This window comes from Bradyrhizobium sp. S3.2.6, from assembly GCF_040546885.1.
GTDB lineage: Bacteria > Pseudomonadota > Alphaproteobacteria > Rhizobiales > Xanthobacteraceae > Bradyrhizobium > Bradyrhizobium cytisi.
The window spans coordinates 373,540-397,545 of sequence record NZ_JBEPOS010000001.1 but is presented as its reverse complement, the minus strand read 5'-3'; the positions used below and the strand labels follow the sequence as shown (position 1 = coordinate 397,545).

The window sequence follows — 24,006 nt, the reverse complement described above, 5'->3', positions numbered from 1 at the left end:
AGGCGAAGGAGGATGTCGCCCGGATGCTTGCCAGCACTGACAACGAACTCGACCATGGACCGCGGACCGAAAGGTCCGCGACCATGCGCATGTGCGCTGTCAGCCGCGAGGTCCGGCCGATCGACGAGCTGATCCGCTTCGTCATATCGCCGCAAGGCGACATAGTTCCCGATCTCAAGCGCAAATTGCCCGGACGGGGCATGTGGGTCACGGCATCGCGACAGGTGGTTGCGGAAGCCGTCCGTCGTCACCAATTTACCAGAGCCTTCAAGCGCGACCTGCGCATTCCCCAGACGCTTCCCGACGACATCGATGCGCTCCTGGTTCGAAGCGTGACCGAAGCCCTTGGGATTGCCGCCAAGGCGGGCCAGATCGTTGCAGGTTTCGGCAAGGTCGAAAGCGCCCTGCGGGAAGGCACTGTCGAGGTCCTGATCCACGCCAGCGACGGGGCCGCGGACGGAATCCGCAAATTGGACATGCTGGCACGTCAAAATGCCGGAAATCGCGGTGCCAAGCCTCAGATTCCGGTCGTCACGGCCCTGAAATCGGTAGAATTGGATTTGGCACTTACCCGGTCAAATGTGATACATGCTGCCCTGCTCGCGGGCCCGGCGAGCAAGTCATTCCTGTCACGTAGCCAGATGCTGGTCCGATACCGGATGGCGGACGCTGACAAGATTGCCGAAAAGCCCGGCCAGGATTTCTGAAGATAACGACGAACCCGATAAGACGGTGCGGCAACGCACAACACTGATAAATCAGGATTAGGACTGCTGAATGGTTGATACCAAGACCCCAGACGACAAGAAGCTGAGCGTTCCGAGCAAGACGCTATCGCTCAAGCCGCGCGTCGAAACGGGCACTGTCCGCCAGAGCTTCAGCCATGGCCGCAGCAAGCAGGTCGTGGTCGAGAAGCGCGGCAAGCGCCGCATCGACGGCAGCCCTGAGCCGCAGGCCCCGACGGTTGTCGCGAAGCCGGCGCCCGCCGCGCCTGCGCCCGCCCCTTCACGCCCGGCGCCGCCGCGCAACGCCGGCTCCGGCGTGGTGCTGCGTACGCTGACCGAGGACGAACGCTCCGCCCGTGCCAGCGCGCTCGCTGACGCCAAGGTTCGCGAAGTCGAAGAGCGCCGGCAGGCCGAGGAAGAGGCCCAGCGCCGCACGGTTCGCGAGGCCGCCGAGCGCGCCGAGCGCGACGCCGCCGAATCCCGCCGCAAGGCCGAGGAAGAGCGCCACCGTCACGAGGACGAGGCCAAGCGCAAGGCCGAGACCGAAGCCAAGAAGCGCTTTGGCGAAGGCGAGCAGCCGGCTGCCGCGCGTCCCGCAGCGGCCACCCCGGCGACCAGCGCTCCGCGCTCCGCGCCGACCACGACGCGACCGGGAGCGACGGCGACCACTCGCCCGGCAACGACCACGACGCGACCGGGCATCCCGGCAGCTCGTGCGCCCGGTGTTGCGGCCGGACCGGACGAAGATGACGGTCCGCGCCAGATCCGTCGCGGTCCCGGCGGCGCCGCGCGTCCTGTGGTGGCGCCCAAGCCGACCCATAAACCTGGCCCGCAGAAGGAGCGCGGCCGCCTGACCGTCGTCACGGCGCTCAACGCCGACGAGGTGCGCGAGCGCTCGATCGCCTCGTTCCGCCGCCGCACCCAGCGCCTGAAGGGCCACGTCTCGAATGAGCCGAAGGAGAAGCTGATCCGCGAGGTGATCATTCCCGAAGCGATCACCATCCAGGAACTCGCCAACCGCATGGCCGAGCGCGCGGTCGATGTCATCCGCATGCTGATGAAGCAGGGCGCGATGCACAAGATCACCGACGTGATCGACGCCGACACCGCGCAGCTGATCGCCGAAGAGCTCGGCCATACCGTCAAGCGTGTCGCCGCGTCCGACGTCGAAGAAGGCCTGTTCGACCAGGTCGACGATTCCTCCGACACCGAGACGCGGTCGCCTGTAGTGACCGTGATGGGCCACGTCGACCACGGCAAGACCTCGCTGCTCGACGCGCTCCGCCATGCCAACGTGGTGTCCGGCGAAGCCGGCGGCATCACCCAGCACATCGGCGCCTATCAGGTGCTGTCGCCCGAGAGCGGCAAGAAGATCACCTTCATCGACACGCCCGGCCACGCCGCGTTCACCGCGATGCGCGCCCGCGGCGCCAAGGTCACCGACATCGTCGTGCTGGTGGTCGCGGCCGATGACGGCGTCATGCCGCAGACCGTCGAAGCCATCAACCACGCCAAGGCGGCGCGGGTGCCGATCATCGTTGCCATCAACAAGATCGACAAGCCCGATGCCAGGCCCGAGCGCGTGCGCACCGAGCTGCTCCAGCACGAAGTGCAGGTGGAATCGTTCGGCGGCGACGTCGTCGACGTCGAAGTGTCCGCCAAGAACAAGACCAATCTCGACAAGCTGCTCGAGATGATCGCGCTCCAGGCCGACATCCTCGACCTGAAGACCAATTCGGAGCGTCCGGCCGAAGGCACCGTGATCGAGGCCAAGCTCGACCGCGGCCGTGGTCCGGTCGCGACCGTGCTGGTCCAGCGCGGCACGCTCCGGGTCGGCGACATCATCGTCGCCGGCGCCGAGATGGGTCGCGTCCGCGCGCTGATCTCGGACCAGGGCGAGACGGTGCAGGAAGCCGGTCCGTCGGTGCCGGTCGAGGTGCTCGGCTTCAACGGTCCGCCGGAAGCCGGTGATCGTCTCGCGGTGGTCGAGAACGAAGCCCGCGCCCGTCAGGTCACCAGCTACCGCGCGCACCAGAAGCGCGAGAACGCGGCGGCCTCGATCTCCGGCATGCGCGGCTCGCTCGAGCAGATGATGTCGCAGTTGAAGACGGCGGGTCGCAAGGAATTCCCGCTGATCATCAAGGCCGACGTGCAGGGCTCGCTGGAAGCGATCCTCGGCTCGCTGGAAAAGCTCGGCACCGACGAAGTCGCCGCCCGCATCCTGCATGCAGGCGTCGGCGGCATCTCGGAATCCGACGTGACGCTCGCCGAAGGATTCAACGCCGCGATCATCGGCTTCTCGGTTCGTGCGAACAAGGAGGCGGCTGCGGCCGCCAAGCGCAACGGCATCGAGATCCGCTACTACAACATCATCTACGACCTCGTGGACGACGTGAAGAAGGCGATGAGCGGCCTGCTCGCGCCGACCTTGCGCGAGACCATGCTGGGCAATGCTTCGATCCTGGAGATCTTCAACATCTCCAAGGTCGGCAAGGTTGCCGGCTGCCGCGTCACCGACGGCACCGTGGAACGCGGCGCCAATGTGCGCCTGATCCGCGACAACGTCGTCGTGCACGAAGGCAAGCTGTCGACGCTGAAGCGCTTCAAGGACGAAGTGAAGGAAGTCCAGTCCGGTCAGGAATGCGGCATGGCCTTCGAAAACTATCACGACATGCGTGCCGGTGACGTGATCGAGTGTTATCGCGTGGAGACGATCCAGCGCTCCCTGTAAGTCCAAATCTTACCGAAGCGGCCGGATCTTTTTGAGCTGAAATTGCGGGAGTGAGATGGCCGGATTTTTTCCGGCCATCCACGCCTCATTCGTTCCAACAGGACAAATGACAATGCTCGTGTCCCAAACGCGGGCACGACGAGGTGATTTTCGACGATGCCGCGCCATCATCAGAAGAAAAGTTCCGCGCCCGGCGGCTCGCAGCGTCAGCTGCGCGTCGGCGAGCAGGTTCGCCACGCGATAGCCGAGATTCTGGCGCAAGGCGGTGTGCATGATGCGGACCTCGAAGGTCACATCATCACCGTGCCGGAGGTGCGGATGTCGCCCGACCTGAAGCTCGCGACAATTTACGTGATGCCGCTTGGTGGCCGCGACACCGAGCTCGTCATCGCTGCGCTCGATCGCAACAAGAAATTCCTGCGCGGCGAAGTCGCGCGGCGCGTTAACCTGAAATTTGCACCTGACCTTCGCTTCCGCGTCGACGAGCGATTCGACGAAGCGGAACGGATCGAGAAGCTTTTGCGAACACCTGCGGTGCAGAAGGACCTGGAACAGGATCCGGACTCGGATCGGGAAGAAGAACAATGATGATGGACCCGGCTCACAGCACGATCGGCAGCGAAGAGGCCGATACGCGCGACCTGCAGAAAAATAATTTTGCAGATGCCGATGCTCAGCCGCATCAGGAAGCGCGTCGCGTCAATAACGATCCGCGCGCGGGCAAGCAGAAGGGCAATCAGCCGCGCCGCGACCGGCGCGACGTGCACGGCTGGGTCGTGCTCGACAAGCCGATCGGGATGACCTCGACGCAGGCCGTTGCCGTGCTCAAGCGTCTGTTCAACGCCAAGCGCGCAGGCCACGCCGGCACGCTCGACCCGCTCGCCTCCGGCGGTCTTCCAATTGCGCTCGGCGAAGCCACCAAGACGGTTCCCTTCGTCATGGACGGTCGCAAGCGCTACCGCTTCACAGTGTGCTGGGGTGAGGAGCGCGACACGGACGATATCGAAGGCAAGGTCACCGCGACCTCGGACCAGCGCCCGACCCGCGAGGCCATCGAAGCCCTGCTGCCCCGCTTCACCGGTGTGATCGAGCAGGTCCCGCCGCGCTATTCGGCGATCAAGGTCCAGGGCGAGCGGGCCTACGATCTGGCACGCGACGGCCAGGTCGTGGAGCTGGCGCCCCGCCCGGTCGAGATTCACCATTTAACCCTTGTGGATCAGCCAGATAGCGATCGGGCCGTGTTCGAGGCCGAGTGTGGCAAGGGAACCTATGTCCGCGCGCTCGCCCGCGACATGGGCCGGATTCTCGGCACTTTCGGCCATATCTGCGCGCTGCGGCGGACCCTGGTCGGCCCGTTTGGCGAAAACGACATGATTCCGCTGGATCAGCTTGAGGCTTTATGCGATAGAGCCGCGTCCGGCGAGGGAAGCCTCGCCGACGCGCTGATGCCCGTTGAGACCGCGCTGGACGACATCCCGGCACTGGCCGTCACTCGGGCTGATGCGGCAAGGCTCCATCGGGGCCAGGCCGTTTTGTTGCGCGGACGGGATGCGCCCACTAGTAGCGGCACAGTCTATGTCACGGTAGCAGGCCGTCTTTTGGCGCTTGCTGAAGTTGGCAATGGCGAAATCATCCCCAAGCGTGTGTTCAACCTGACCGGCTTGACTGCCTCAACCGGTCGCAACGAGAGAAATTGACGATGTCGATTGCCGCAGAACGCAAAGCGGAAGTCATCAAGACGAATGCCAACAAGGCCGGCGACACCGGCTCGCCAGAGGTTCAGGTCGCGATCCTGTCGGAACGCATCACCAACCTGACCAACCATTTCAAGACCCACGTGAAGGACAACCATTCGCGTCGCGGTCTCTTGAAGCTGGTCTCGACTCGCCGTTCGCTCCTCGACTATCTCAAGAAGCGGGACGAGGCGCGTTACAAGGCGCTGCTCGAGAAGCACAACATTCGTCGTTAAGAGTTCTTGCGCGCGCCACCGGCGCGCGTTTTTGCGCGTGATTTCGAGCGAAAGCGCTTATTTCAAGGTTTTTGATCGAGGCTCACGCGTACGTCCGGTGCGGGCCAATGCTGCTTCGCATCGGGGCATGATGAACGAAGACCGCGGTCCGGTGTTCGCGAGCGTGCCGACTGACAGTCCAGCAGCAATCCGGCGGCTGGGCGCAACGGGCAAGGTGCCCGTATGACCCGAAAGGATGGACGCCATCCGACATCCGAAAACCATGGCAGGATCGCAGGACGCTGATCGCCCGCTCCGATCAGCGTCCTGCAATCTTGACATGGTTTTTGTTTTTCGAGCCGTCCCTTCTTTCGAGAACCCATGAAAGAAGACCTCTATGTTCAATAAGCATTCCGTCGAGATCGACTGGGGCGGACGCCCTCTCAAGCTCGAAACCGGCAAGATCGCACGCCAGGCCGACGGCGCCGTCGTCGCCACCTATGGCGAGACCGTGGTGCTCGCCACCGTCGTCGCCGCGAAGTCGCCGCGTGAAGGCGTCGACTTCCTGCCGCTGACCGTCGACTACCAGGAAAAGACCTACGCAGCGGGCCGCATTCCCGGCGGCTATTTCAAGCGCGAGGGCCGTCCGACCGAAAAGGAGACGCTGGTCTCCCGCCTGATCGACCGTCCGATCCGTCCGCTGTTCGTCGACGGCTGGCGCAACGAGACCCAGGTGATCGTCACCGTGCTGTCGCACGATATGGAGAACGATCCCGACATCGTCGCGCTGGTGGCGTCCTCGGCCGCGCTGACCCTGTCCGGCGCCCCCTTCAAGGGCCCGATCGGCGCTGCCCGTGTCGGCTTCGCCAATGACGAGTTCATCCTCAACCCGACGCTCGACGAGATGGTCGACACCCAGCTCGACCTGGTCGTCGCCGGCACCGCCGACGCCGTGCTGATGGTGGAATCGGAAGCCAAGGAGCTGAACGAAGACATCATGCTCGGCGCCGTGATGTTCGGTCACCGCCACTTCCAGCCGGTCATCAACGCGATCATCGAGCTCGCCGAGAAAGCCGCCAAGGAGCCGCGCGAAGTCACCGTCATCGACAATGCCGCGCTCGAGAAGGAAATGCTCGGCCTCGTCGAGCAGGAGCTGCGCGCCGCCTACGCCATTCCGGTCAAGCAGGATCGCTACGCCGCGGTCGGCAAGGTCAAGGAAAAGGTGATCGCCCACTACTTCCCCGAAGGGCAGGAGCCGAAATACGACAAGCTGCGCATCGGCGCCGTGTTCAAGGAGCTCGAGGCGAAGATCGTTCGCTGGAACATCCTCGACACCGGCAAGCGCATCGACGGCCGTGACTCAAAGACCGTTCGCAACATCATTGCCGAGGTCGGCGTGCTGCCCCGCGCCCATGGCTCGGCGCTGTTCACCCGCGGCGAGACCCAGGGCCTGGTCGTGACCACGCTCGGCACCGGCGAGGACGAGCAGTATATCGACGCGCTGGCGGGAACGTACAAGGAGACGTTCCTGCTGCACTACAACTTCCCTCCCTACTCGGTGGGTGAGACCGGCCGCCTCGGCGGCACCAAGCGCCGCGAGATCGGCCACGGCAAGCTCGCCTGGCGCGCCATCCACCCGGTGCTGCCGCCGCATCACGAGTTCCCGTACACGATCCGCGTGGTCTCCGAGATCACCGAGTCCAACGGCTCCTCGTCGATGGCTTCGGTGTGCGGCGCCTCGCTCGCGCTGATGGACGCTGGCGTGCCGTTGAAGCGGCCGACCGCGGGCATCGCGATGGGCCTGATCCTCGAAGACAAGCGCTTCGCCGTTCTCTCGGACATTCTCGGTGACGAGGACCATCTCGGCGACATGGACTTCAAGGTCGCCGGCACGGAAGTGGGCATCACCTCGCTCCAGATGGACATCAAGATCGAGGGCATCACCGAGGAGATCATGAAGGTCGCGCTCGGCCAGGCCAAGGATGGGCGTATCCACATCCTCGGCGAGATGGCCAAGGCGCTCACCAACGCCCGCGCAGAGCTCGGCGAATACGCGCCGCGCATCGAGACCTTCAAGATCGCCACCGACAAGATCCGCGAAGTGATCGGCACCGGCGGCAAGGTGATCCGCGAGATCGTCGAGAAGACCGGCGCCAAGGTCAACATCGAGGACGACGGCACCGTGAAGGTCGCCTCCTCCGATGGCGAGGCGATGAAGGCCGCGATCAAGTGGATCAAGTCGATCGCATCCGATCCGGAAGTCGGCCAGATCTATGACGGCACTGTCGTCAAGGTGATGGAGTTCGGCGCCTTCGTGAACTTCTTCGGCTCCAAGGACGGCCTCGTCCACATCAGCCAGCTCGCCTCGGCGCGCGTGCAGAAGACCTCCGACGTCGTCAAGGAAGGCGACAAGGTCAAGGTCAAGCTGCTCGGCTTCGACGATCGCGGCAAGACCCGCCTCTCGATGAAGGTCGTCGACCAGACCACCGGCGAAGACCTCGAAGGCAAGGGCGGCGACGGCGAGAAGGCCCCGCGCGAAGCGGCCGGCGAGTAAGTCTCGCTCCACCATCGGAAACACGAAGGGCGGCCGAGAGGCCGCCCTTTTTGTTTGTGTTCGCTCCGGGAGAGCTGCGCTCCCTCTCCCGCTTGCGAGAGAGGTGCAGCAACTCAGGCCGCGATGTCGAACCGGTCGAGGTTCATCACCTTGGTCCAGGCCTTGGCGAAGTCCTTCACGAACTGCTCCTTGGAGTCGGACGTGGCATAGACCTCGGCGTAGGCACGAAGCTGCGAGTGCGCGCCGAAGATGAGATCGACACGCGTGCCGGTCCACTTCACCGCATTGGTCTTGCGGTCGCGGGCTTCGTAGGTACCGTCAGCAGCCGGCGTCCACTGCGTGCCCATGTCGAGCAGGTTGACGAAGAAGTCGTTGGTCAGCGTGCCCACCTTCGAGGTCAAGACGCCGTTCTTCGAACCGCCCGCATTGGCACCGAGCACGCGCAGGCCGCCGACGAGCACCGTCATCTCGGGTCCGGTCAGCTTCAGAAGCTGCGCGCGATCGACCAGGGCTTCTTCCTGCTGCAGGAACTGTTGCCGCTTGCCGACGTAGTTGCGGAACCCATCGGCTCGCGGCTCCAGCGGAGCAAACGAAGCGGCATCGGTCTGCTCCTGCGAAGCATCCATGCGGCCCGGCGTGAACGCGACCTTGACGTCGACGCCAGCATCCTTGGCGGCCTTCTCGACCGCGGCGGTGCCACCAAGCACGATCAGGTCGGCGATCGAGACCTTCTTGGCGCCTGATGACGCGTTGAAGTCTTTCTGGATCGCTTCGAGCTTGCCGAGCACCTTGGAGAGCTGGGCCGGCTGGTTCACCTCCCAGTCCTTCTGCGGCGCGAGGCGAATGCGCGCGCCGTTGGCGCCGCCGCGCTTGTCGGAGCCGCGGAACGTCGAAGCCGACGCCCAGGCGGTCGAGACCAGCTCCGGCACCGAGAGGCCCGAGGCCAGGATCCTGGTTTTCAGCGAGGCGATATCCTGATCGCTGACCAGCTCGTGGTCGACCTTCGGGATCGGATCCTGCCAGATCAGCGTCTCCTTCGGCACCAGCGGGCCGAGGTAGCGCTGGATCGGACCCATGTCGCGGTGGGTGAGCTTGAACCAGGCGCGGGCGAACGCGTCGGCGAACTGATCGGGATTTTCGAGGAAGCGGCGCGAGATCTTCTCGTAGGCCGGATCCATGCGCAGCGAGAGGTCGGTGGTCAGCATGGTCGGCCGATGCTTCTTCGACTTGTCGTACGCGTCCGGAATGATCGCGTCGGCACCCTTGGCCGTCCACTGGTTCGCACCACCCGGGCTCTTCGTCAGCTCCCATTCGAACTTGAACAGGTTCTCGAAGAAGTTGTTGCTCCACTTCGTCGGCGTCTTGGTCCAGGTCACCTCGAGACCGCTGGTGATGGAATCACCCGCGAGACCCGACGCGTGCTTGCTCTTCCAGCCGAGGCCCTGATCTTCCAGCGCGCCGGCTTCCGGCTCCGGTCCGACCAGCGACGGATCGCCGGCGCCATGGGTCTTGCCGAAAGAGTGGCCGCCCGCGATCAGCGCGACGGTTTCCTCGTCGTTCATCGCCATGCGGAAGAAGGTCTCACGGATGTCCTTGGCCGCGGCGACCGGATCCGGCTTGCCGTTCGGGCCTTCCGGATTGACGTAGATGAGACCCATCTGCACCGCGCCGAGCGGTTCGGCGAGCTGGCGTTCGCCGCTGTAGCGCTCATCGCCCAGCCACGTGCCTTCGGGACCCCAATAGAGCTCCTCCGGCTCCCACACGTCGGCGCGACCACCGGCAAAGCCGAACGTCTTGAAGCCCATCGACTCCAGCGCGACGTTGCCCGCGAGCACCATCAAATCGGCCCAGGAAATCTTGCGGCCGTATTTCTGCTTGATCGGCCAGAGCAGCCGGCGCGCCTTGTCGAGGTTGGCGTTGTCAGGCCAGCTGTTGAGCGGGGCGAAACGCTGCTGACCGGCACCGGCGCCGCCGCGGCCGTCGGTGATGCGATAGGTGCCGGCGCTGTGCCAGGCCATGCGGATCATGAGGCCGCCGTAATGACCGAAGTCGGCCGGCCACCATTCCTGCGAGTCCGTCATCAGAGCGGTCAGGTCCTTGATGACCGCGTTCAGGTCGAGCGTCTTGAATTCCTTGGCGTAGTCGAATTCCTTGCCCATGGGATCGGAGAGGCCGGAATTCTTGTGCAGCATCTCGATGCTGAGCTGAGTTGGCCACCAGTCGCGGTTGGATGGCGCGCGTTTTCCGCCCGAAAACGGGCACTTCGAAGTGTCGTCCATGATTACCTCCTCTGGTGGCGTCCGACGGCGCCTTTGACCAGGTAGAACCACTCTAAGCGCCGCGTTCGATCAGGGGAAGTTGACTTTAATGATCGCTGCGATAGGATTTTCTGATGATCAATGTGACGATGCGACAGTTGCGGTATTTCGACGCGCTGGCACGGCATGGTCATTTCGGCCGCGCCGCCGAGGCCTGCTCCATCTCGCAGCCGGCACTGTCGATGCAGATCAAGGAACTGGAGGAAGCGCTCGGCGGGCTGCTGCTGGAGCGCAGCGCGCGCCAGGTCGCGCTGACCCGGTTCGGCGAGGAGCTCGCCCAGCGCGTCCGCGACATCCTGCGCTCGGTCGATGAGCTCGGCGATTTCGCCCGCGCCTCGCAGGACCGTTTTGCGGGCCGCCTGCGCATCGGCATGATCCCGACGATTGCCCCCTATCTGCTGCCCAAGATTACGAAGAATCTCACCCGCCTGCATCCCGAGCTCGACATCCGCGTGCGCGAGACGATGACGCCGCGGCTGATCCAGGAACTGGTCGAAGGCCGGCTCGACACCGCCATCGTCGCGCTGCCGGTCTCCGAACCCTCGCTCACCGAGGTCGCCCTGTTCGAGGAGAAATTCCTGCTGGTGCGACCGGGCACGGATGCGGGCACGCCGGTGCCGTCGCGCGAGATGATGCGGGAGATGCGGCTGTTGCTGCTCGAAGAGGGCCATTGTTTCCGCGATCAGGCGCTGTCGTTCTGCAACATGCAGTCGGCGCCGCCGCGCGAGATGCTGGACGCCAATTCGCTGTCGACATTGGTCCAGATGGTCAGCGCCGGCATCGGCGTCACCCTGATTCCGGAGATGGCGGTGTCGGTGGAGACGCGATCGGCCTCGGTCTCACTGTCGCGCTTCCGCGACCCCGAGCCTTCGCGCACCATCGGCATGGTCTGGCGCAAGACCAGCCCGCTGGCGCGGCAGCTGCTGCAGATCTCCGAGGTGGTGTGCCTGTCGGCCGGCAAGGCGCGCCCGCGGCAGGCCGCGCGCAACCAGCGAGCCTGAGATGCCGGATCCGATCATCCGCCCCGCCCGCGCCGACGAATATGACGAGATCGGCCGTGTCTGGATGGAGAGCTGGGTCTCGACCGGGCTTGCCGAAGCCAGCGAGTTCCTGCTGGCAAACCTGCGTGCGCGCATCCGGCGCGAGATGGAGAACGGCTGGAGCCTGTTCGTCGCCGACGACAACGGCACCATCGCTGCGATGCTCGCGCTGCATCTGCCAAAACTCTATCTCGATATGCTGTTCGTCGGGCCCGCCTATCAGGGACAATCGCTCGGGCGGAAGTTGCTCGCCTTCACGCGCACGCACATGCCGGATGAAATGTTCCTGCGCTGCGTCCGCGAGAACGAAAAGGCCTGGCGCTGGTACGAGCGCGAAGGTTTTGTGTTCGAGAAGGAAGAGGTCGAGCCGTCGAACGGGTTTGTGATGAAGTACTATAGGTGGAAGAACAAGGGTCCGCTCCCATGATCAAACTCTATTGGTCGCCCCGCTCGCGTTCGTTCTCGGCGCTTTGGCTGATGGAAGAGAGCGGGCTTCGGTATGAGCGCGTGCTGACCGACATTTCGACCGGCGCGCAGAAGGCGCCGGATTATCTGAAGGTCAATCCGATGGGCAAGGTGCCGGCGCTCGCCGACGGCGATGCCGCGCTCGGCGAGGCCGCTGCAATCTGCGCTTACATCGCCGACCGTTATCCGGAGACGAAGCTCGCGCCTGATGTGACCGATCCACGTCGTGCGCGCTACCTGCAATGGCTGTTCTTCTCGCCGAGCTGCATCGAACCGGCGATCATCCAGATCTTCACCAAGATCGAGGTGCCGAGCTCGACTGCGGCCTGGGGCAGCGCGACGCAGGTCTTCGACGTGCTGGAAGCGGCGCTCGAAAACGGGCCTTGGATTCTCGGCGAGGAATTTTCCGCGGCCGACATCACGATCGGCTCGGGCCTGAACTTCGCAGTGCGCCTGTTCAAGATGGTGCCGTCGCGCACCGCGTTCGATGCCTATATCGCGCGCTGCATGGCGCGGCCGGCATTCCAGCGCGCGGAGAAAATCGCGGCGGGTTAGCCTTCCGCCTTCAGATCATCCGGCCTTGGCATCAGGACGGTGTTGTAGCCGGAATCGACATAGTGGATTTCGCCGGTCACGCCGCCGGAGAGATCCGACAGCAGATACAGCGCCGAGCCGCCGAGCTCATCGAGCGTGACGCCGCGGCGGAGCGGCGAATGCTTCTGCATGAACGCAAACATTGCGCGCGCCTCGCCGATGCCGGAGCCCGCGAGCGTACGGATGGGGCCGGCCGAGATCGCGTTGACGCGGATGCCGCGCGGTCCGAAATCGGACGCGAGATAGCGCACCGAGGCTTCCAGCGCCGCCTTGGCCACGCCCATCACGTTGTAATTCGGCATCGCGCGCTCTGAGGCGCCGAAGGTCAGCGTGATCATGCTGCCACCCTCGGTCATCAGCTCGGCGGCGCGTTTTGCGACCTCCGTGAACGAGAAGCAGGAGATCACCATGGTGCGCGAAAAATTCTCGCGGCTGGTGTCGGCGTAGCGGCCCTTCAGCTCGTTCTTGTCGGCAAAGCCGATCGCGTGGATCACGAAATCGAGCTTGCCCCACTTTTCGCGCAAGACGTCGAACGTGGCGTCGACGCTGGCAATGTCCTCGACATCGCACGGCAGCACCAGATCAACCCCAAGCGATTCCGCCAGCGGCTTGACGCGCTTGCCGAGAGCCTCGCCCTGGAAGGTGAAGGCGAGCTCGGCGCCATGGGCATGCAGCGTCCTCGCCATGCCCCAGGCGATCGAATGATCATTGGCGATGCCCATGATCAGACCGCGCTTGCCTTGCATCAAACCTTCCATCTCGCGATTACCCTCCGCTCTCCGTCATGCCCGGGCTTGTCCCGGGCATCCACGTTCTTCCGAAGTCGGTAGCAAAGACGTGGATGGCCGGGACAAGCCCGGCCATGACGAAATAGCTATCGGTCGTCCGCAGTGACGTCACACGTCCAGCCGGCTGAACACCAGGGTGGCGTTGGTGCCGCCGAAGCCGAAGGAGTTCGACAGCACGGTGCCGATTTTGACGTTGTCGATGCGCTTGCGCACGATCGGCATGTCGGCGAACACGGGATCGAGCTCCTGGATGTGCGCGCTTTCGCAGATGAAACCGTTGTTCATCATCAGCATCGAATAGATCGCCTCCTGCACACCGGTCGCGCCCAGCGAGTGGCCGGTCAACGCCTTGGTCGCCGAGATCGGCGGGCACTTCTCGCCGGCGCCGAACACGCGGCGGAGCGCGTCGATTTCCGGCGGATCGCCGGCTGGCGTCGAGGTGGCGTGCGGATTGATGTAGTCGACCTTGGTCTTCACCGTCGACATCGCCATGCGCATGCAGCGCTCGGCGCCTTCACCTGACGGCGCGACCATGTCGTAGCCGTCCGAGGTCGCGCCATAGCCGACGATCTCGCCGTAGATGCGCGCGCCGCGCGCCTTGGCGTGCTCAAGCTCTTCCAGGACGAGGACTCCGGCGCCGCCGGCGATGACAAAGCCGTCGCGGTTGACATCATAGGGACGAGAGGCGGTGGCGGGGGTGTCGTTGTACTTCGACGACATCGCGCCCATGGCGTCGAACAGCACCGAGAGCGACCAGTCCAGTTCCTCGCAGCCGCCGGCGAAGATGACGTCCTGCTTGCCGATCTGGATCGTCTCATAGGCGTTGCCGACGCAGTGGTTCGACGTCGCGCAGGCCGAGGAGATCGAATAGTTCACGCCCTTGATCTTGAACCAGGTCGCGAGCGTCGCCGACGCCGTGGACGACATCGCCTTCGGCACTGCAAAGGGACCGACGCGCTTCGGTCCCTTGGTGCGGGTGATATCGGCGGCTTCGACGATAGTGCGCGCCGAGGGGCCGCCGGAGCCCATGATGATGCCGGTGCGGACGTTGGAGACTTCGTCAGGCGACAGACCGGAGTCCTGGATCGCCTGCTCCATCGCGACATGATTCCACGCCGCACCCTGACCGAGGAAACGCATGGCGCGGCGGTCAACCACTGTCGAAGGATCGAGCGTCGGCGCACCTTGCACCTGCGAACGGAAGCCGAGCTCGGCATATTTCTCGGCCCGCGAAATGCCCGACTTCGCCTCGTGAAGGCTCGCAAGCACTTCCTGGGTGTTGTTTCCGATCGACGAGACGATTCCCATCCCGGTGACCACAACCCGCCTCATGACAGCCTCGCCTAAATCGTTGTCTTTCTTGGTGATGCGCTCAGCCCAGGCTCACGCCTTGCTTGAACAAGCCGACCTTCAGCTCCTTCGCGCGATAAATAATCTGGTCATCGACCGAAAGCCATCCGTCGGCGATGCCGAGCACCAGCTTTGAACGCATCACGCGCTTGATATCGATGTTGTACACAACCTTGCGGGCCTCGGGCAGCACCTGGCCGCTGAACTTGAGCTCGTTCAGACCAAGCGCGCGGCCGCGACCTTCGCCGCCGCTCCAGCCCAGATAGAAGCCGACCATTTGCCACAGCGCGTCGAGGCCGAGGCAGCCGGGCATCACCGGATCGTTCTTGAAGTGGCAGCCGAAGAACCAGAGGTCCGCTTTCACGTCCAGCTCGGCACGCACGATTCCCTTGCCGAACTCGCCGCCGGTCTCCGAAATGTCCGTGATGCGGTCGAACATGAGCATTGGCGGCAGCGGCAGCTGGGCATTGCCCGGGCCGAACATCTCGCCGCGGGCACATGCCAGCAAATCTTCGTATTCGTAGCCGTTGCGCCTGTTCAGCATGCGGAAGCCTCTGTTTGAACCCCGATTGAGCGGCGTTTCTGGCAAAAAATGGGCCCCGTTCTCGTTCGGAAAGCAACGCCAATTGCCGTCGCCAGGCGCAAATACCGAGAGCCGGATGGACTTCGGGCCGGGCCTCAATGCCTGGCTGCGCCAAAATCGGTTAAGCGGAACCGCGCGCTCTCTAACACAGGCCTTTTCGGGTAGCAAAGCGGGCCCATGAAGGTAAAATGACCAGGATCCGGCCAGGTTCCTCTGCTGATTAGAACCGCTCTAGTTGCGAGAAACTTGCATCTGCATCTATCTGTCCATATATTGCAGATAGATAGTGTTCACGCGTGCCCGAATTCTGGAAATGAACGAAAACAACGCCACCCACCACGACGAAGACGCCCATGCGGCGGCTCTTCTGTCCGGCCGTCAGCCGGCCCTGACCGGCTGCCCTTGGCACGACGTCAATGAAATGCTCCAGTCTGCCGGCCTGCGCCCGACGCGCCAGCGCATGGCGCTCGGCTGGCTGCTGTTCGGCAAGGGTGCACGCCACCTCACGGCTGAAATGCTCTACGAGGAAGCGACGCTGGCCAAGGTCCCGGTCTCGCTCGCGACCGTCTACAACACGCTGAACCAGCTGACCGATGCCGGCCTGCTGCGTCAGGTCAGTGTCGACGGCACCAAGACCTATTTCGACACCAACGTCACCACGCACCATCACTATTACCTCGAGAATAGCCACGAGCTGGTCGACATCGAGGATCCGCATCTGGCCCTGTCCAAGATGCCGGAGGTGCCGGAAGGCTACGAGATCGCGCGCATCGACATGGTCGTGCGCCTGCGCAAGAAGCGCTGAAATCGTCCCGAAATCGCATTGAGTTCGTCATGGCGAGTTCGTCATGGCCCGGCTTTGTCCCGGCCATTGTCGTTTCAGGCCGTCAGTTGACCTGCTCGTCGGCGTAGACGCCCCAGAGCCGTTCCTGCTGGATCCAGCCGTCAAAGCCGTCGCCGACGACGTGGCACCAGTTGGTCGTGCACTTCTTTACCTGCGTGACGACGCCGGCCTGGAGTTTCGCGGCCACGGCACTGTCGGCATCGGCGCGGTCATAGATCGGCGCGAGATCGTCCCTGTGCTTCATGGTCACCACCGCGGTGCGGCGGCCCGACAGCAGCGAATGATAGACCCAGCCCTCGGCGCCCTCGGAATCGCGCACCCGGCGCCAGTTCTCGAACTCGGCTGTGATTTCAACCGGCAGGCCGGACCGGGTGTAGACCCAGGCCACGTCATTGTCCTTGGTTGGCCCGGCGCGAACGTTGACGTGATCCGATTTGAGGCTGACATAGCGCGGCACCGGAAGGCCGCTGGCCGTCTGGGGGGTGTTGTCCTTGGCCGAGTGCCCGGGGCTGACCGAGGCGCTCAACCAGGTGCAAACGAGCGCCAGCACCGAACAAAAACGCCCCAACGCCATTAACCCGTCTCCTGTCGAAGACCTGGCCAGACCAGGTCCTCACCCCAAATTCCAAAACCTGCCGTGCAAACCCCTCTCCCGCCCCACGCGGGTGTTCCCAAAGCCAAACCCGTGGTTCTTGTCTTGGCCCGGCCTTCTGCTAGAGAGGACGGACATCTGAACAACCGGTTTGCCCCGATTTTCCGGCCGGAAAGTTGGGGGAAAGCTTGAAGGAAACGCCGGGGACGACACGGCTAAGGCAGTGTCGAACAACCGGGTTAATGAGGCCTCAACAGCCGGCCTTTGGCGACAGAGGCGGCCTGCAACGCCTCATGAGGGCAGCACATGTCGGTGAAGAAAAAGCCCCTCGTCGTGGTGACGCGCAAGCTGCCGGACTCGATCGAGACCCGGATGCGCGAACTGTTCGACGCACGCATCAATCTCGACGACACACCGATGTCGACCGAGCAGATCGCCGAAGCCGCGCGCACTGCCGACATCCTGGTTCCCACGGTCACCGACCACATCAGCGCCGACATCGTCAATCAGCCCGACTGCAAGCTCCGCCTGATCGCCAATTTCGGCAACGGCGTCGACAATATCGACGTCGAGGCTGCGCATGCCCGCGGCATCACCGTCACCAACACGCCAAAGGTTCTGACCGAAGATACCGCCGACATGACGATGGCGCTGATCCTGGCGGTGCCGCGCCGGATGATCGAGGGCGCTTCCGTGCTGACGGAGGGAAAACCCTGGGCGGGCTGGTCGCCGACCTGGATGCTCGGCCACCGCATCGGGGGAAAACGCCTCGGCATCATCGGCATGGGCCGCATCGGCCAGGCGGTCGCACGCCGCGCCCGCGCGTTCGGCTTGCAGATCCATTATCACAACCGCCGCCCCGTCGCGCCGAAGATCGCCGAAGAACTTGGCGCGACCTATTGGGAAAGCCTCGACCAGATGCTGGCGCGGATGGACATCATCTCGGTGAACTGTCCGCACACGCCAGCGACCTATCACCTGCTCTCGGCGCGCCGGCTGAAGCTGATCCGCAAGGACGCCTATATCGTCAACACCGCGCGCGGTGGAGTCACCGACGAAGACACGCTGATCAAGCTGATCGAAGCCGGCGAGATCGGCGGCGCCGGCCTCGACGTCTATGAGCACGAGCCGGCAGTCAACCCAAAGCTGGTGCGGCTTGCGAAAGCCGGCAAGGTGACGCTGATGCCGCATATGGGCTCGGCCACGATCGAAGGCCGCGTCGAGATGGGCGAGAAGGTGATCATCAATATCCGCACCTTCCTCGACGCGCACAAGCCGCCGGATCGCGTGTTGCCGAGCATGCTCTGAGGCCTATTTGCCGCGCGTCTCGCGCTTGCGCCAATCGGCGACGAAATCGATGAAGGCGCGCAGCGCGGGCGGCATCTGGCGCCGGCTCGGGTAGTACAGAAACGGGCCCGGGAACGGCTCGCACCAGTCTTCCATCAAGCTGACCAGCGCACCGGATTTCAGGGCGTCGCCGACATAGCCATCGAGGCTTGCCCAGACGCCAGCGCCGCCGAGCGCGGCGCGCATGGCAAGACCCATATTGGTGGAAATCAGTTTTGCAGGCGGATCGACCTTCACGATCTGGCCGGCCTTCTCGAACTCCCAGTCATGCATGACGCCGCTCGAATAGCGCGCGCGGATGCAGTCGTGGTCGAGCAAATCCTTCGGGTGCTTGGGCCTGCCGCGGCGCGCGACATAATCGGGCGAGGCGACGACGACATAGTGCTGCGGACCGCTCAGCGGGATCGCGACCATGTCCTGCGCAAGATGCTCGCCGTAACGCACGCCGGCGTCGTAGCCTGCGCTGACGATATCGACGAAGCCGCTCTCGGAAACGATATCGAGATCGACCTGCGGATGGGCCTGCAGGAACGGAACGACCATCGGCGCCAGCACCAAATCGACCGCCGGCGGCGGCGCGTTGATGCGCAGGCGGCCTGAGGCGACCTCGCGCAGGCCCCGCACCTGATCCAGGGCGTCGCCGACGTCGCGCAAGGCCGGGGCCACCCGCGATAGCAACAGCTCCCCCGCCTCGGTCAGCGCGACGCTGCGGGTGGTGCGGTTCATCAGCCGGACCCCGAGGCGCTCCTCCAGGTCGCGCAGCCGCTGGCTAAGGCTCGACACCGACACGCGAATTTCGACCGCCGCGCGCCGGAAATTGCGGGTGCGGGCGATCGCCACGAAGGCGTCGAGATCGCGCAGGTCAGGATCAGCCATTGTTCGATATGATGAACAAGCTATTCCGCATTGTCCATCTTATCGCGGCAATGGGCCGGGCGCATATCTGGCCTCGTCACGCGGCGTCCATCGGGCGCCGCCTTTTTCAAGGAGAGTCATCATGGAACAGCGCAAACTCGGTTCGACCGGCCCCAACGTCTCGAGCCTCGGCCTCGGCTGCATGGCGATGTCGGATGCCTATGGCTCGGCCGATCGCGGCGAGAGCATCGCCACCGTCCATGAGGCACTCGACGCGGGCATCACGCTGCTCGACACCGGCGATTTCTACGCGATGGGCCACAATGAAATGCTGATCCGCGAGGCGCTGACGAACGTCCCCCGCGACAAGGTACAGCTCAGTGTGAAGTTCGGCGCGCTGCGCGGTCCCGCCGGCGAATTCGTTGGGTTCGATTCGCGGCCGGCTGCGACGAGAAACTTCCTCGCCTATTCGCTGCAACGACTTGGCACCGACTACATCGACGTCTACCGCCCGGCGCGGCTCGATCCCAGCATTCCCATCGAGGAGACGATCGGCGGTCTCGCTGATCTCGTGAAGGCCGGCTACATCAAGCATATCGGCCTGTCCGAGGTCGGCTCCGACACCATCCGCCGCGCGCATGCCGTGCATCCGATCGCCGATCTCCAGATCGAATATTCGCTGATCGAGCGCGGCATCGAGCGCGATATTCTGAAGACCTGCCGTGAGCTCGGCATCGGCATCACCGCTTACGGCGTGCTGGCGCGCGGCCTGATCAGCGGCCATTGGTCGAAGGACTCCGGCAAGACCGGCCGCGACTACCGTCTGATGAGCCCGCGCTTCCAGGGCGCGAACCTCGATGCCAATCTGGCGCTGGCGGAGCAGCTTCGCGCCATTGCCACAGAGATCGGCGCAACACCAGCGCAGGTCGCAATCGCCTGGGTGGCGGCGCAAGGCCAGGAGATCGTGCCGCTGATCGGTGCCCGCACCCGCAAGCGCCTCACCGAAGCACTCGGCGCGACCAATGTGGCGCTGACGCCGGCTCATCTTGCGGCGCTGGCAAAGGCGTTTCCGCCCAACATCGCTTCCGGCACGCGCTATGCGGCCGAGCAGATGGCGCATCTCGACAGCGAGAAGCCGGCCACGGCGTAACAGCGCGATCAGGTGCGATGGGCGCTAAGGTCAGTCATGACCGGCCCATCGCCATTAAGCGGATTGGCCGGATCGCGCCCGTAGCGCAGCGTCTCGAAGCGCATCGCGCGCGCATCGATCATCAGGAGGCGGCCGACCAAGCCATCGCCAAAACCGACGATCTCGCGGATCGCCTCCAGCGCCATCATCGAGCCCATCACGCCCGCAAGCGCGCCCATGACGCCGGCCTCCGCGCAGGCCGGCACGGTGCCCGGCGGGGGCGCCTCCGGAAACAGACAGCGATAGGTCGGGTTAAATTCGCCCTGCTCGTTTGTCTCATATGCGCGGATGGTGGTGAGCGAGCCGTCGAAGGTGCCGAGCGCCGCGGTGATCAGCGGCCGCTTCGCAAAAAAACAGGCATCCGAGACCAGATAGCGTGTCGAGAAATTGTCGGAGCCATCGAGCACCAGGTCGTAATCGCCGATCAGGCCCAGCGCATTGTCGGCATTGAGCCAGGTGGCGTGGCCGACGAAGCGGACATGCGGATTGAGCGCCGCAATCCGCTCGGCCGCGCTCTCGACCTTGTGCCGGCCGATGTCAGGCGTCGTATGGATGACCTGGCGCTGAAGGTTGGACAGCGACACGACGTCGTCATCGACCACGCCGAGCGTGCCAATGCCGGCCGCCGCCAGATACATCAGGGCCGGCGCGCCGAGCCCGCCGGCGCCGATCACCAGCGCGGAGGCTCGCTTCAGCGCAGCCTGGCCCGGGCCGCCGACATCGCGCAGCACGATATGGCGGGCATAGCGTTCGAGTTCATCCGGGCTGAGCACCTTCTCTTACTCCTGAACCGCCCCAACATTGTTCGCGACCAACGAGATGTGCTTCAATGGCGGCGCGTTCAATGGGCTGGCTGGATTTGTCATGAGATCGATGCTTGCGGCAACACTGATGTTGGCGTCTGCCACAGGCGCCAGCGCCCAGACGACAACGCCACAGGTCCCGGGCACCAGGCCGAAGGTGGTCCAGACCGTTCCGATCAAGCCGCCTGCCCTGCAAACGCCGTCGGAAACCGCGGATGGGATGGCGCAGGCCGAGCGGCTGTCGCTTCAGTCCGACCTCGCCTGGGTCGGCGAATATAACGGCGCCATCACCGGCGACGTCAGCTCGCGCATGGTCGACGCCATCAAGGAGTACCAGAAGAACAAGGGCGGCAAGCCAACCGGCGTGCTCAATCCGCAGGAGCGCGCCGCGCTCGCCGAGACCGCGCGGCGCAAGCAGGACAGTGTCGGCTGGAAAATCGTGACGGAGATGACCAGCGGCGCGCGGCTCGGCATTCCCTCAAAGCTGGTGCCGCAGCAGGCCACCGACGCCAACGGCTCGAAATGGACTTCGCCGACCGGAACGGTGCAGGTGCTGCTGAGCCGCCGCAAGGAGGCGAACCCGACGACCGCAAAACTCGCGGATGCCGAGAAGAAGGAGCCGGCCGGACGCAAGGTCGACTACACCGTGGTGAAGCCCGACTTCTTCGTGCTGTCGGGATTGCAGGGCCTGAAGAAATTTTACGTGCGCGGCACTTTCAAGGGCGACGAGGTCCGCATCATGACGATCTTGTACGACCAGGCGACCGAGGGCACGGTCGAGCCTGTCGTGATCGCGATGTCGAGCGCGTTCAATGCATTCCCGTCGGGGCCGCTAGTCGGACCGCCGCCGCGCAAGACCGTCGAATATGGCACCGGCATCGTCGTCAGCGACGACGGCGCGATCCTGGCCGACCGTCTCGTCACGGATTCCTGTCTCGCCATCACCATCGGCGGCTACGGCAATGCCGATCGTCTCGCCGAGGACAAAGAGCACGACCTCGCGCTGCTGCACATCTATGGCGCACGCGGCCTGAAGCCGCTCAGCCTCGCCGGCGGCCCAGCGAAGACAAGTGTCGATGTCGTCGGCATCGCCGATCCGCAGAGCCAGGGCGGCGCGGCCGGTGTATCGAGCATCAAGGCTGCGCTGGCATCTGTCGGTGGCGGCGATGCCGCGCTGTCGCCGCCGCCGGCGGTTGGATTTTCCGGCGGCCCGGCAATCGACGGCGACGGCAAGTTCTCGGGCGTTACGCTGTTGAAGCCGGCGATGGTTGCGGGACCCGCAAATGCAGTGCCGGCGTCACAGGCCGTGATGGTCGCAGCAGATACGGTACGCGATTTCCTGAAGGCGAGCGGCGTTGCCGCGAACGGCACGTCAACAGATGCGAAGGCGGCGGTCGTCCGCGTGATCTGCGTGCGGAAATGACTCTCGTGTCCCGGACGCGCTGCAACGCGCCAGCGTTGCTGCGCAGAGCCGGGAACCACGCCGCCTCAAATTCAGTGCGAGAAGTTTCTGGGCCCCGGCTCTGCAGCGCACCGCTTCGCGCTGCGCCGCGTCCGGGGCACGAGCGCTAGCTCAACCTGAACCTGACACCGCTTTTCGCAAGGCCGCCCGAGATCCCAACCGGCGTGCCGTCCGCGCGCCAGCAGGCGGCGCCCGACATGCTCCCGTCGTCGTGGAACGCAATCGCATTCATGCCGCCGGCAACCGTCGCCACGGGCTGGACCTTGTGGCCGAGGGCCGCAAGCTTCGCGCGAACGCTCTCCGGCACCTTCTGCTCGACCTCGAGCGCGTTGCCCTCGGTCCACACACGCGGCGCTTCGACCGCTTCCTGCAGGCTCATGCCGTGGTCGATCAGATTGATCAGCGCCTGCATCGCGCTTGGGAAGATGCGCTTTCCGCCGGGGAGGCCCAGCGCATAGCGCAGCTTGCCGTCACGGAGCGCCATCATCGGCGACATCGAGGTCGTCACGCGCTTGCCGGGCGCGAGCGACAGCGCATGGCCCGGCCGCGGATCGAACAGGTTCATGTAATTGTTGGCGATGGCCCCTAGACCCGGGATCATGATCTTGGCGCCAAAGAGATTGTTGATGGTCTGCGTGGTTGCGACCACGTTGCCGAAGGCATCTGCCGCCGTCATGTGCGTGGTGTGCGCGCTTTCGAGCTGCGTCACGCCGGCACCAAAAGCCTGCGCCCGCGCCGGATCGATGGCGCGGCGGCGCTCCTCGGCATAGGCTTTTGACGTCAGCTTCTCCACGGGCACGCCAACATAATCCGGGTCGCCGCTGGCGGCGGCGCGATCGGCGAAGGCGATCTTCAGGACCTCGGCGAGGTAATGGATGGTCTCTGATGTGCCGAAGCCGAGGCCACCGATGTCGTAGCCTTCAAGAATGTTCAGCATCTGCGCGATATGCACGCCGGAGGCCGCGGGCGGTGGCGGCCCCAAAATGGTCCAGCCACGATAGTCGGCGCGGATCGGCTGCCGCTCGACGGTCTTGTAAGCCGTGAGATCGCCACGCCGGATGAAGCCGCCGGCCTTTTCCATATAGTCAACGAGGATGTCGCCGAGCGGCCCCTCGTAGAGCGCTTTCTCGCCGTGGTCGGCGATAGCACGAAGCGTCTCGGCATATTCGGCCTGCACCACGCGCTCGCCGACCTTGAGCGGCTCGCCATCAGGCAGATAGATCGCCGCAATCGGCTTGTCCTTGCGCATCTCGGCGGCGCTCTCGCTGATACATTCGTGCAAGTACGGCGTCGCCGCATATCCGCGCCTGGCGTGCTTGATCGCGGGCTGCATGACGTCGGCAAGCGACATGGTGCCGAACCGGCGCAGCGTCTCGCACCAGGCTTTCAGCGAGCCGGGCGTGGCGGCGGCTTTCGGGCCGTTGAGGTTCTCGTTACCGACGGTGTCGAATACGTCATGGGCGGAGCCCGGCCTGGAGGTGTAGGTGGTGTCGCGGACCGCCGCGGGCACCGTGCTCTGGCCGTCGATGAAGCGGTGGCTGCCGTCGGCGAGGCGGATATGCGCCATGCCGCCGCCGATGATGCCGACCATCATCGGCTCGACCACGGTCAGCGTGAACAGGGTCGCGATTGCGGCATCGATGGCGTTGCCGCCGGCGGCCAGCATCTCGGCCCCGGCGCTGGAGGCCAGAGGATGGTTGCTCACCACCATGCCGCGGCTCGAGACCGCCGGCATCTTCTGGCACTCAAAGGTGGTTGCCGTCCGATCGCGCCAGTTGCCGCTCATGCCGCCCGTCCTCTCATTCACGGCGGCGAGCA

Annotated in this window: 22 protein-coding genes; 13 read left to right on the top strand and 9 right to left on the bottom strand. The window is 64.6% G+C overall.

What is annotated here, in order from left to right:
* The first annotated feature begins 23 nt into the window (after positions 1-23).
* The gene (locus ABID58_RS01925) at positions 24-707 is read left to right on the top strand and encodes an RNA-binding protein (protein WP_354031317.1); all 684 of its coding nucleotides are present in this window, start codon (positions 24-26) and stop codon (positions 705-707) included.
* 70 nt (positions 708-777) lie between these two features.
* A complete protein-coding gene (infB, locus tag ABID58_RS01920) occupies positions 778-3,456 on the top strand; it encodes a translation initiation factor IF-2 (RefSeq protein ID WP_148750931.1) in 2,679 nt (892 codons plus the stop codon).
* 9 nt (positions 3,457-3,465) lie between these two features.
* On the opposite strand, the gene ABID58_RS01915 is transcribed toward infB, so the two are convergent.
* Complete coding sequence (locus ABID58_RS01915; protein ID WP_354031680.1) at positions 3,466-3,750, bottom strand: hypothetical protein; 285 nt, start codon at positions 3,748-3,750, stop codon at positions 3,466-3,468.
* Here ABID58_RS01915 and rbfA point away from each other — a divergent pair.
* From rbfA to pnp, 4 genes are all read left to right on the top strand, one after another.
* Positions 3,667-4,044 (top strand): 30S ribosome-binding factor RbfA, encoded by a 378-nt coding sequence (gene rbfA / locus ABID58_RS01910; protein WP_354031664.1) that lies wholly within the window; start codon positions 3,667-3,669, stop codon positions 4,042-4,044. The genes ABID58_RS01915 and rbfA overlap by 84 nt on opposite strands.
* A complete protein-coding gene (gene truB / locus ABID58_RS01905) occupies positions 4,041-5,153 on the top strand; it encodes a tRNA pseudouridine(55) synthase TruB (RefSeq protein WP_354031316.1) in 1,113 nt (370 codons plus the stop codon). Before rbfA ends, truB begins: the two co-directional genes overlap by 4 nt.
* A 2-nt stretch (positions 5,154-5,155) precedes the next feature.
* Entirely contained in the window at positions 5,156-5,425 is a 270-nt protein-coding gene (gene rpsO / locus ABID58_RS01900) for a 30S ribosomal protein S15 (protein ID WP_148750934.1), read from the top strand.
* 376 nt (positions 5,426-5,801) lie between these two features.
* Positions 5,802-7,958 carry a polyribonucleotide nucleotidyltransferase gene (gene pnp / locus ABID58_RS01895; RefSeq protein WP_354031315.1) on the top strand — a complete coding sequence of 719 codons (2,157 nt, stop codon included), beginning with the start codon at positions 5,802-5,804 and terminating at the stop codon, positions 7,956-7,958.
* Between the two features lie 113 nt (positions 7,959-8,071).
* Here pnp and katG read toward each other — a convergent pair whose 3' ends face one another.
* Complete coding sequence (gene katG / locus ABID58_RS01890; protein ID WP_354031314.1) at positions 8,072-10,237, bottom strand: catalase/peroxidase HPI; 2,166 nt, start codon at positions 10,235-10,237, stop codon at positions 8,072-8,074.
* A gap of 113 nt (positions 10,238-10,350) precedes the next feature.
* Between katG and ABID58_RS01885 the strand changes: the two genes are divergently transcribed.
* The 3 genes from ABID58_RS01885 to ABID58_RS01875 are packed head-to-tail and all read left to right on the top strand — an operon-like array spanning position 10,351 to position 12,336.
* Positions 10,351-11,277 carry a hydrogen peroxide-inducible genes activator gene (locus tag ABID58_RS01885; protein ID WP_354031313.1) on the top strand — a complete coding sequence of 309 codons (927 nt, stop codon included), beginning with the start codon at positions 10,351-10,353 and terminating at the stop codon, positions 11,275-11,277.
* Between the two features lies 1 nt (position 11,278).
* Positions 11,279-11,743 (top strand): GNAT family N-acetyltransferase, encoded by a 465-nt coding sequence (locus ABID58_RS01880; RefSeq protein ID WP_354031312.1) that lies wholly within the window; start codon positions 11,279-11,281, stop codon positions 11,741-11,743.
* Positions 11,740-12,336, top strand: coding sequence for a glutathione S-transferase family protein (locus tag ABID58_RS01875; RefSeq protein ID WP_148750939.1), 597 nt, complete (start codon positions 11,740-11,742; stop codon positions 12,334-12,336). The genes ABID58_RS01880 and ABID58_RS01875 overlap by 4 nt, the downstream gene beginning before the upstream one ends.
* On the opposite strand, the gene fabI is transcribed toward ABID58_RS01875, so the two are convergent.
* From fabI to fabA, 3 genes are all read right to left on the bottom strand, one after another.
* On the bottom strand, positions 12,333-13,133 hold the full coding sequence (gene fabI, locus ABID58_RS01870; protein ID WP_148750940.1) for an enoyl-ACP reductase FabI: 801 nt from the start codon (positions 13,131-13,133) through the stop codon (positions 12,333-12,335). The two genes, ABID58_RS01875 and fabI, sit on opposite strands and share 4 nt — an antisense overlap.
* Before the next feature lie 138 nt (positions 13,134-13,271).
* Positions 13,272-14,495 (bottom strand): beta-ketoacyl-ACP synthase I, encoded by a 1,224-nt coding sequence (gene fabB / locus ABID58_RS01865; RefSeq protein WP_148750941.1) that lies wholly within the window; start codon positions 14,493-14,495, stop codon positions 13,272-13,274.
* Positions 14,496-14,535: 40 nt separating this feature from the next.
* Positions 14,536-15,057 carry a bifunctional 3-hydroxydecanoyl-ACP dehydratase/trans-2-decenoyl-ACP isomerase gene (fabA, locus tag ABID58_RS01860; RefSeq protein ID WP_148750964.1) on the bottom strand — a complete coding sequence of 174 codons (522 nt, stop codon included), beginning with the start codon at positions 15,055-15,057 and terminating at the stop codon, positions 14,536-14,538.
* A 352-nt stretch (positions 15,058-15,409) separates the two neighbouring features.
* Here fabA and irrA point away from each other — a divergent pair, with 352 nt between their 5' ends.
* Complete coding sequence (gene irrA / locus ABID58_RS01855; RefSeq protein ID WP_045004900.1) at positions 15,410-15,901, top strand: iron response transcriptional regulator IrrA; 492 nt, start codon at positions 15,410-15,412, stop codon at positions 15,899-15,901.
* 82 nt (positions 15,902-15,983) lie between these two features.
* Here irrA and ABID58_RS01850 read toward each other — a convergent pair whose 3' ends face one another.
* Complete coding sequence (locus tag ABID58_RS01850; protein WP_148750942.1) at positions 15,984-16,514, bottom strand: SH3 domain-containing protein; 531 nt, start codon at positions 16,512-16,514, stop codon at positions 15,984-15,986.
* Between the two features lie 324 nt (positions 16,515-16,838).
* Between ABID58_RS01850 and ABID58_RS01845 the strand changes: the two genes are divergently transcribed.
* Positions 16,839-17,840 (top strand): 2-hydroxyacid dehydrogenase, encoded by a 1,002-nt coding sequence (locus ABID58_RS01845; RefSeq protein WP_148750943.1) that lies wholly within the window; start codon positions 16,839-16,841, stop codon positions 17,838-17,840.
* Positions 17,841-17,843: 3 nt separating this feature from the next.
* On the opposite strand, the gene ABID58_RS01840 is transcribed toward ABID58_RS01845, so the two are convergent.
* Positions 17,844-18,755 carry a LysR family transcriptional regulator gene (locus ABID58_RS01840; RefSeq protein WP_148750944.1) on the bottom strand — a complete coding sequence of 304 codons (912 nt, stop codon included), beginning with the start codon at positions 18,753-18,755 and terminating at the stop codon, positions 17,844-17,846.
* Positions 18,756-18,876: 121 nt separating this feature from the next.
* On the opposite strand from ABID58_RS01840, the gene ABID58_RS01835 reads away from it, so the two are divergent.
* Positions 18,877-19,884: an aldo/keto reductase gene (locus ABID58_RS01835; RefSeq protein ID WP_354031311.1), complete on the top strand. Its 1,008-nt coding sequence runs from the start codon at positions 18,877-18,879 to the stop codon at positions 19,882-19,884.
* Positions 19,885-19,892: 8 nt separating this feature from the next.
* On the opposite strand, the gene ABID58_RS01830 is transcribed toward ABID58_RS01835, so the two are convergent.
* Entirely contained in the window at positions 19,893-20,696 is an 804-nt protein-coding gene (locus ABID58_RS01830; RefSeq protein WP_148750946.1) for a HesA/MoeB/ThiF family protein, read from the bottom strand.
* Positions 20,697-20,787: 91 nt separating this feature from the next.
* On the opposite strand from ABID58_RS01830, the gene ABID58_RS01825 reads away from it, so the two are divergent.
* Positions 20,788-22,149, top strand: coding sequence for a peptidoglycan-binding protein (locus ABID58_RS01825; protein WP_354031310.1), 1,362 nt, complete (start codon positions 20,788-20,790; stop codon positions 22,147-22,149).
* Positions 22,150-22,294: 145 nt separating this feature from the next.
* On the opposite strand, the gene ggt is transcribed toward ABID58_RS01825, so the two are convergent.
* A complete protein-coding gene (ggt, locus tag ABID58_RS01820) occupies positions 22,295-23,974 on the bottom strand; it encodes a gamma-glutamyltransferase (protein WP_354031309.1) in 1,680 nt (559 codons plus the stop codon).
* Between the last annotated feature and the right edge of the window lie 32 nt (positions 23,975-24,006).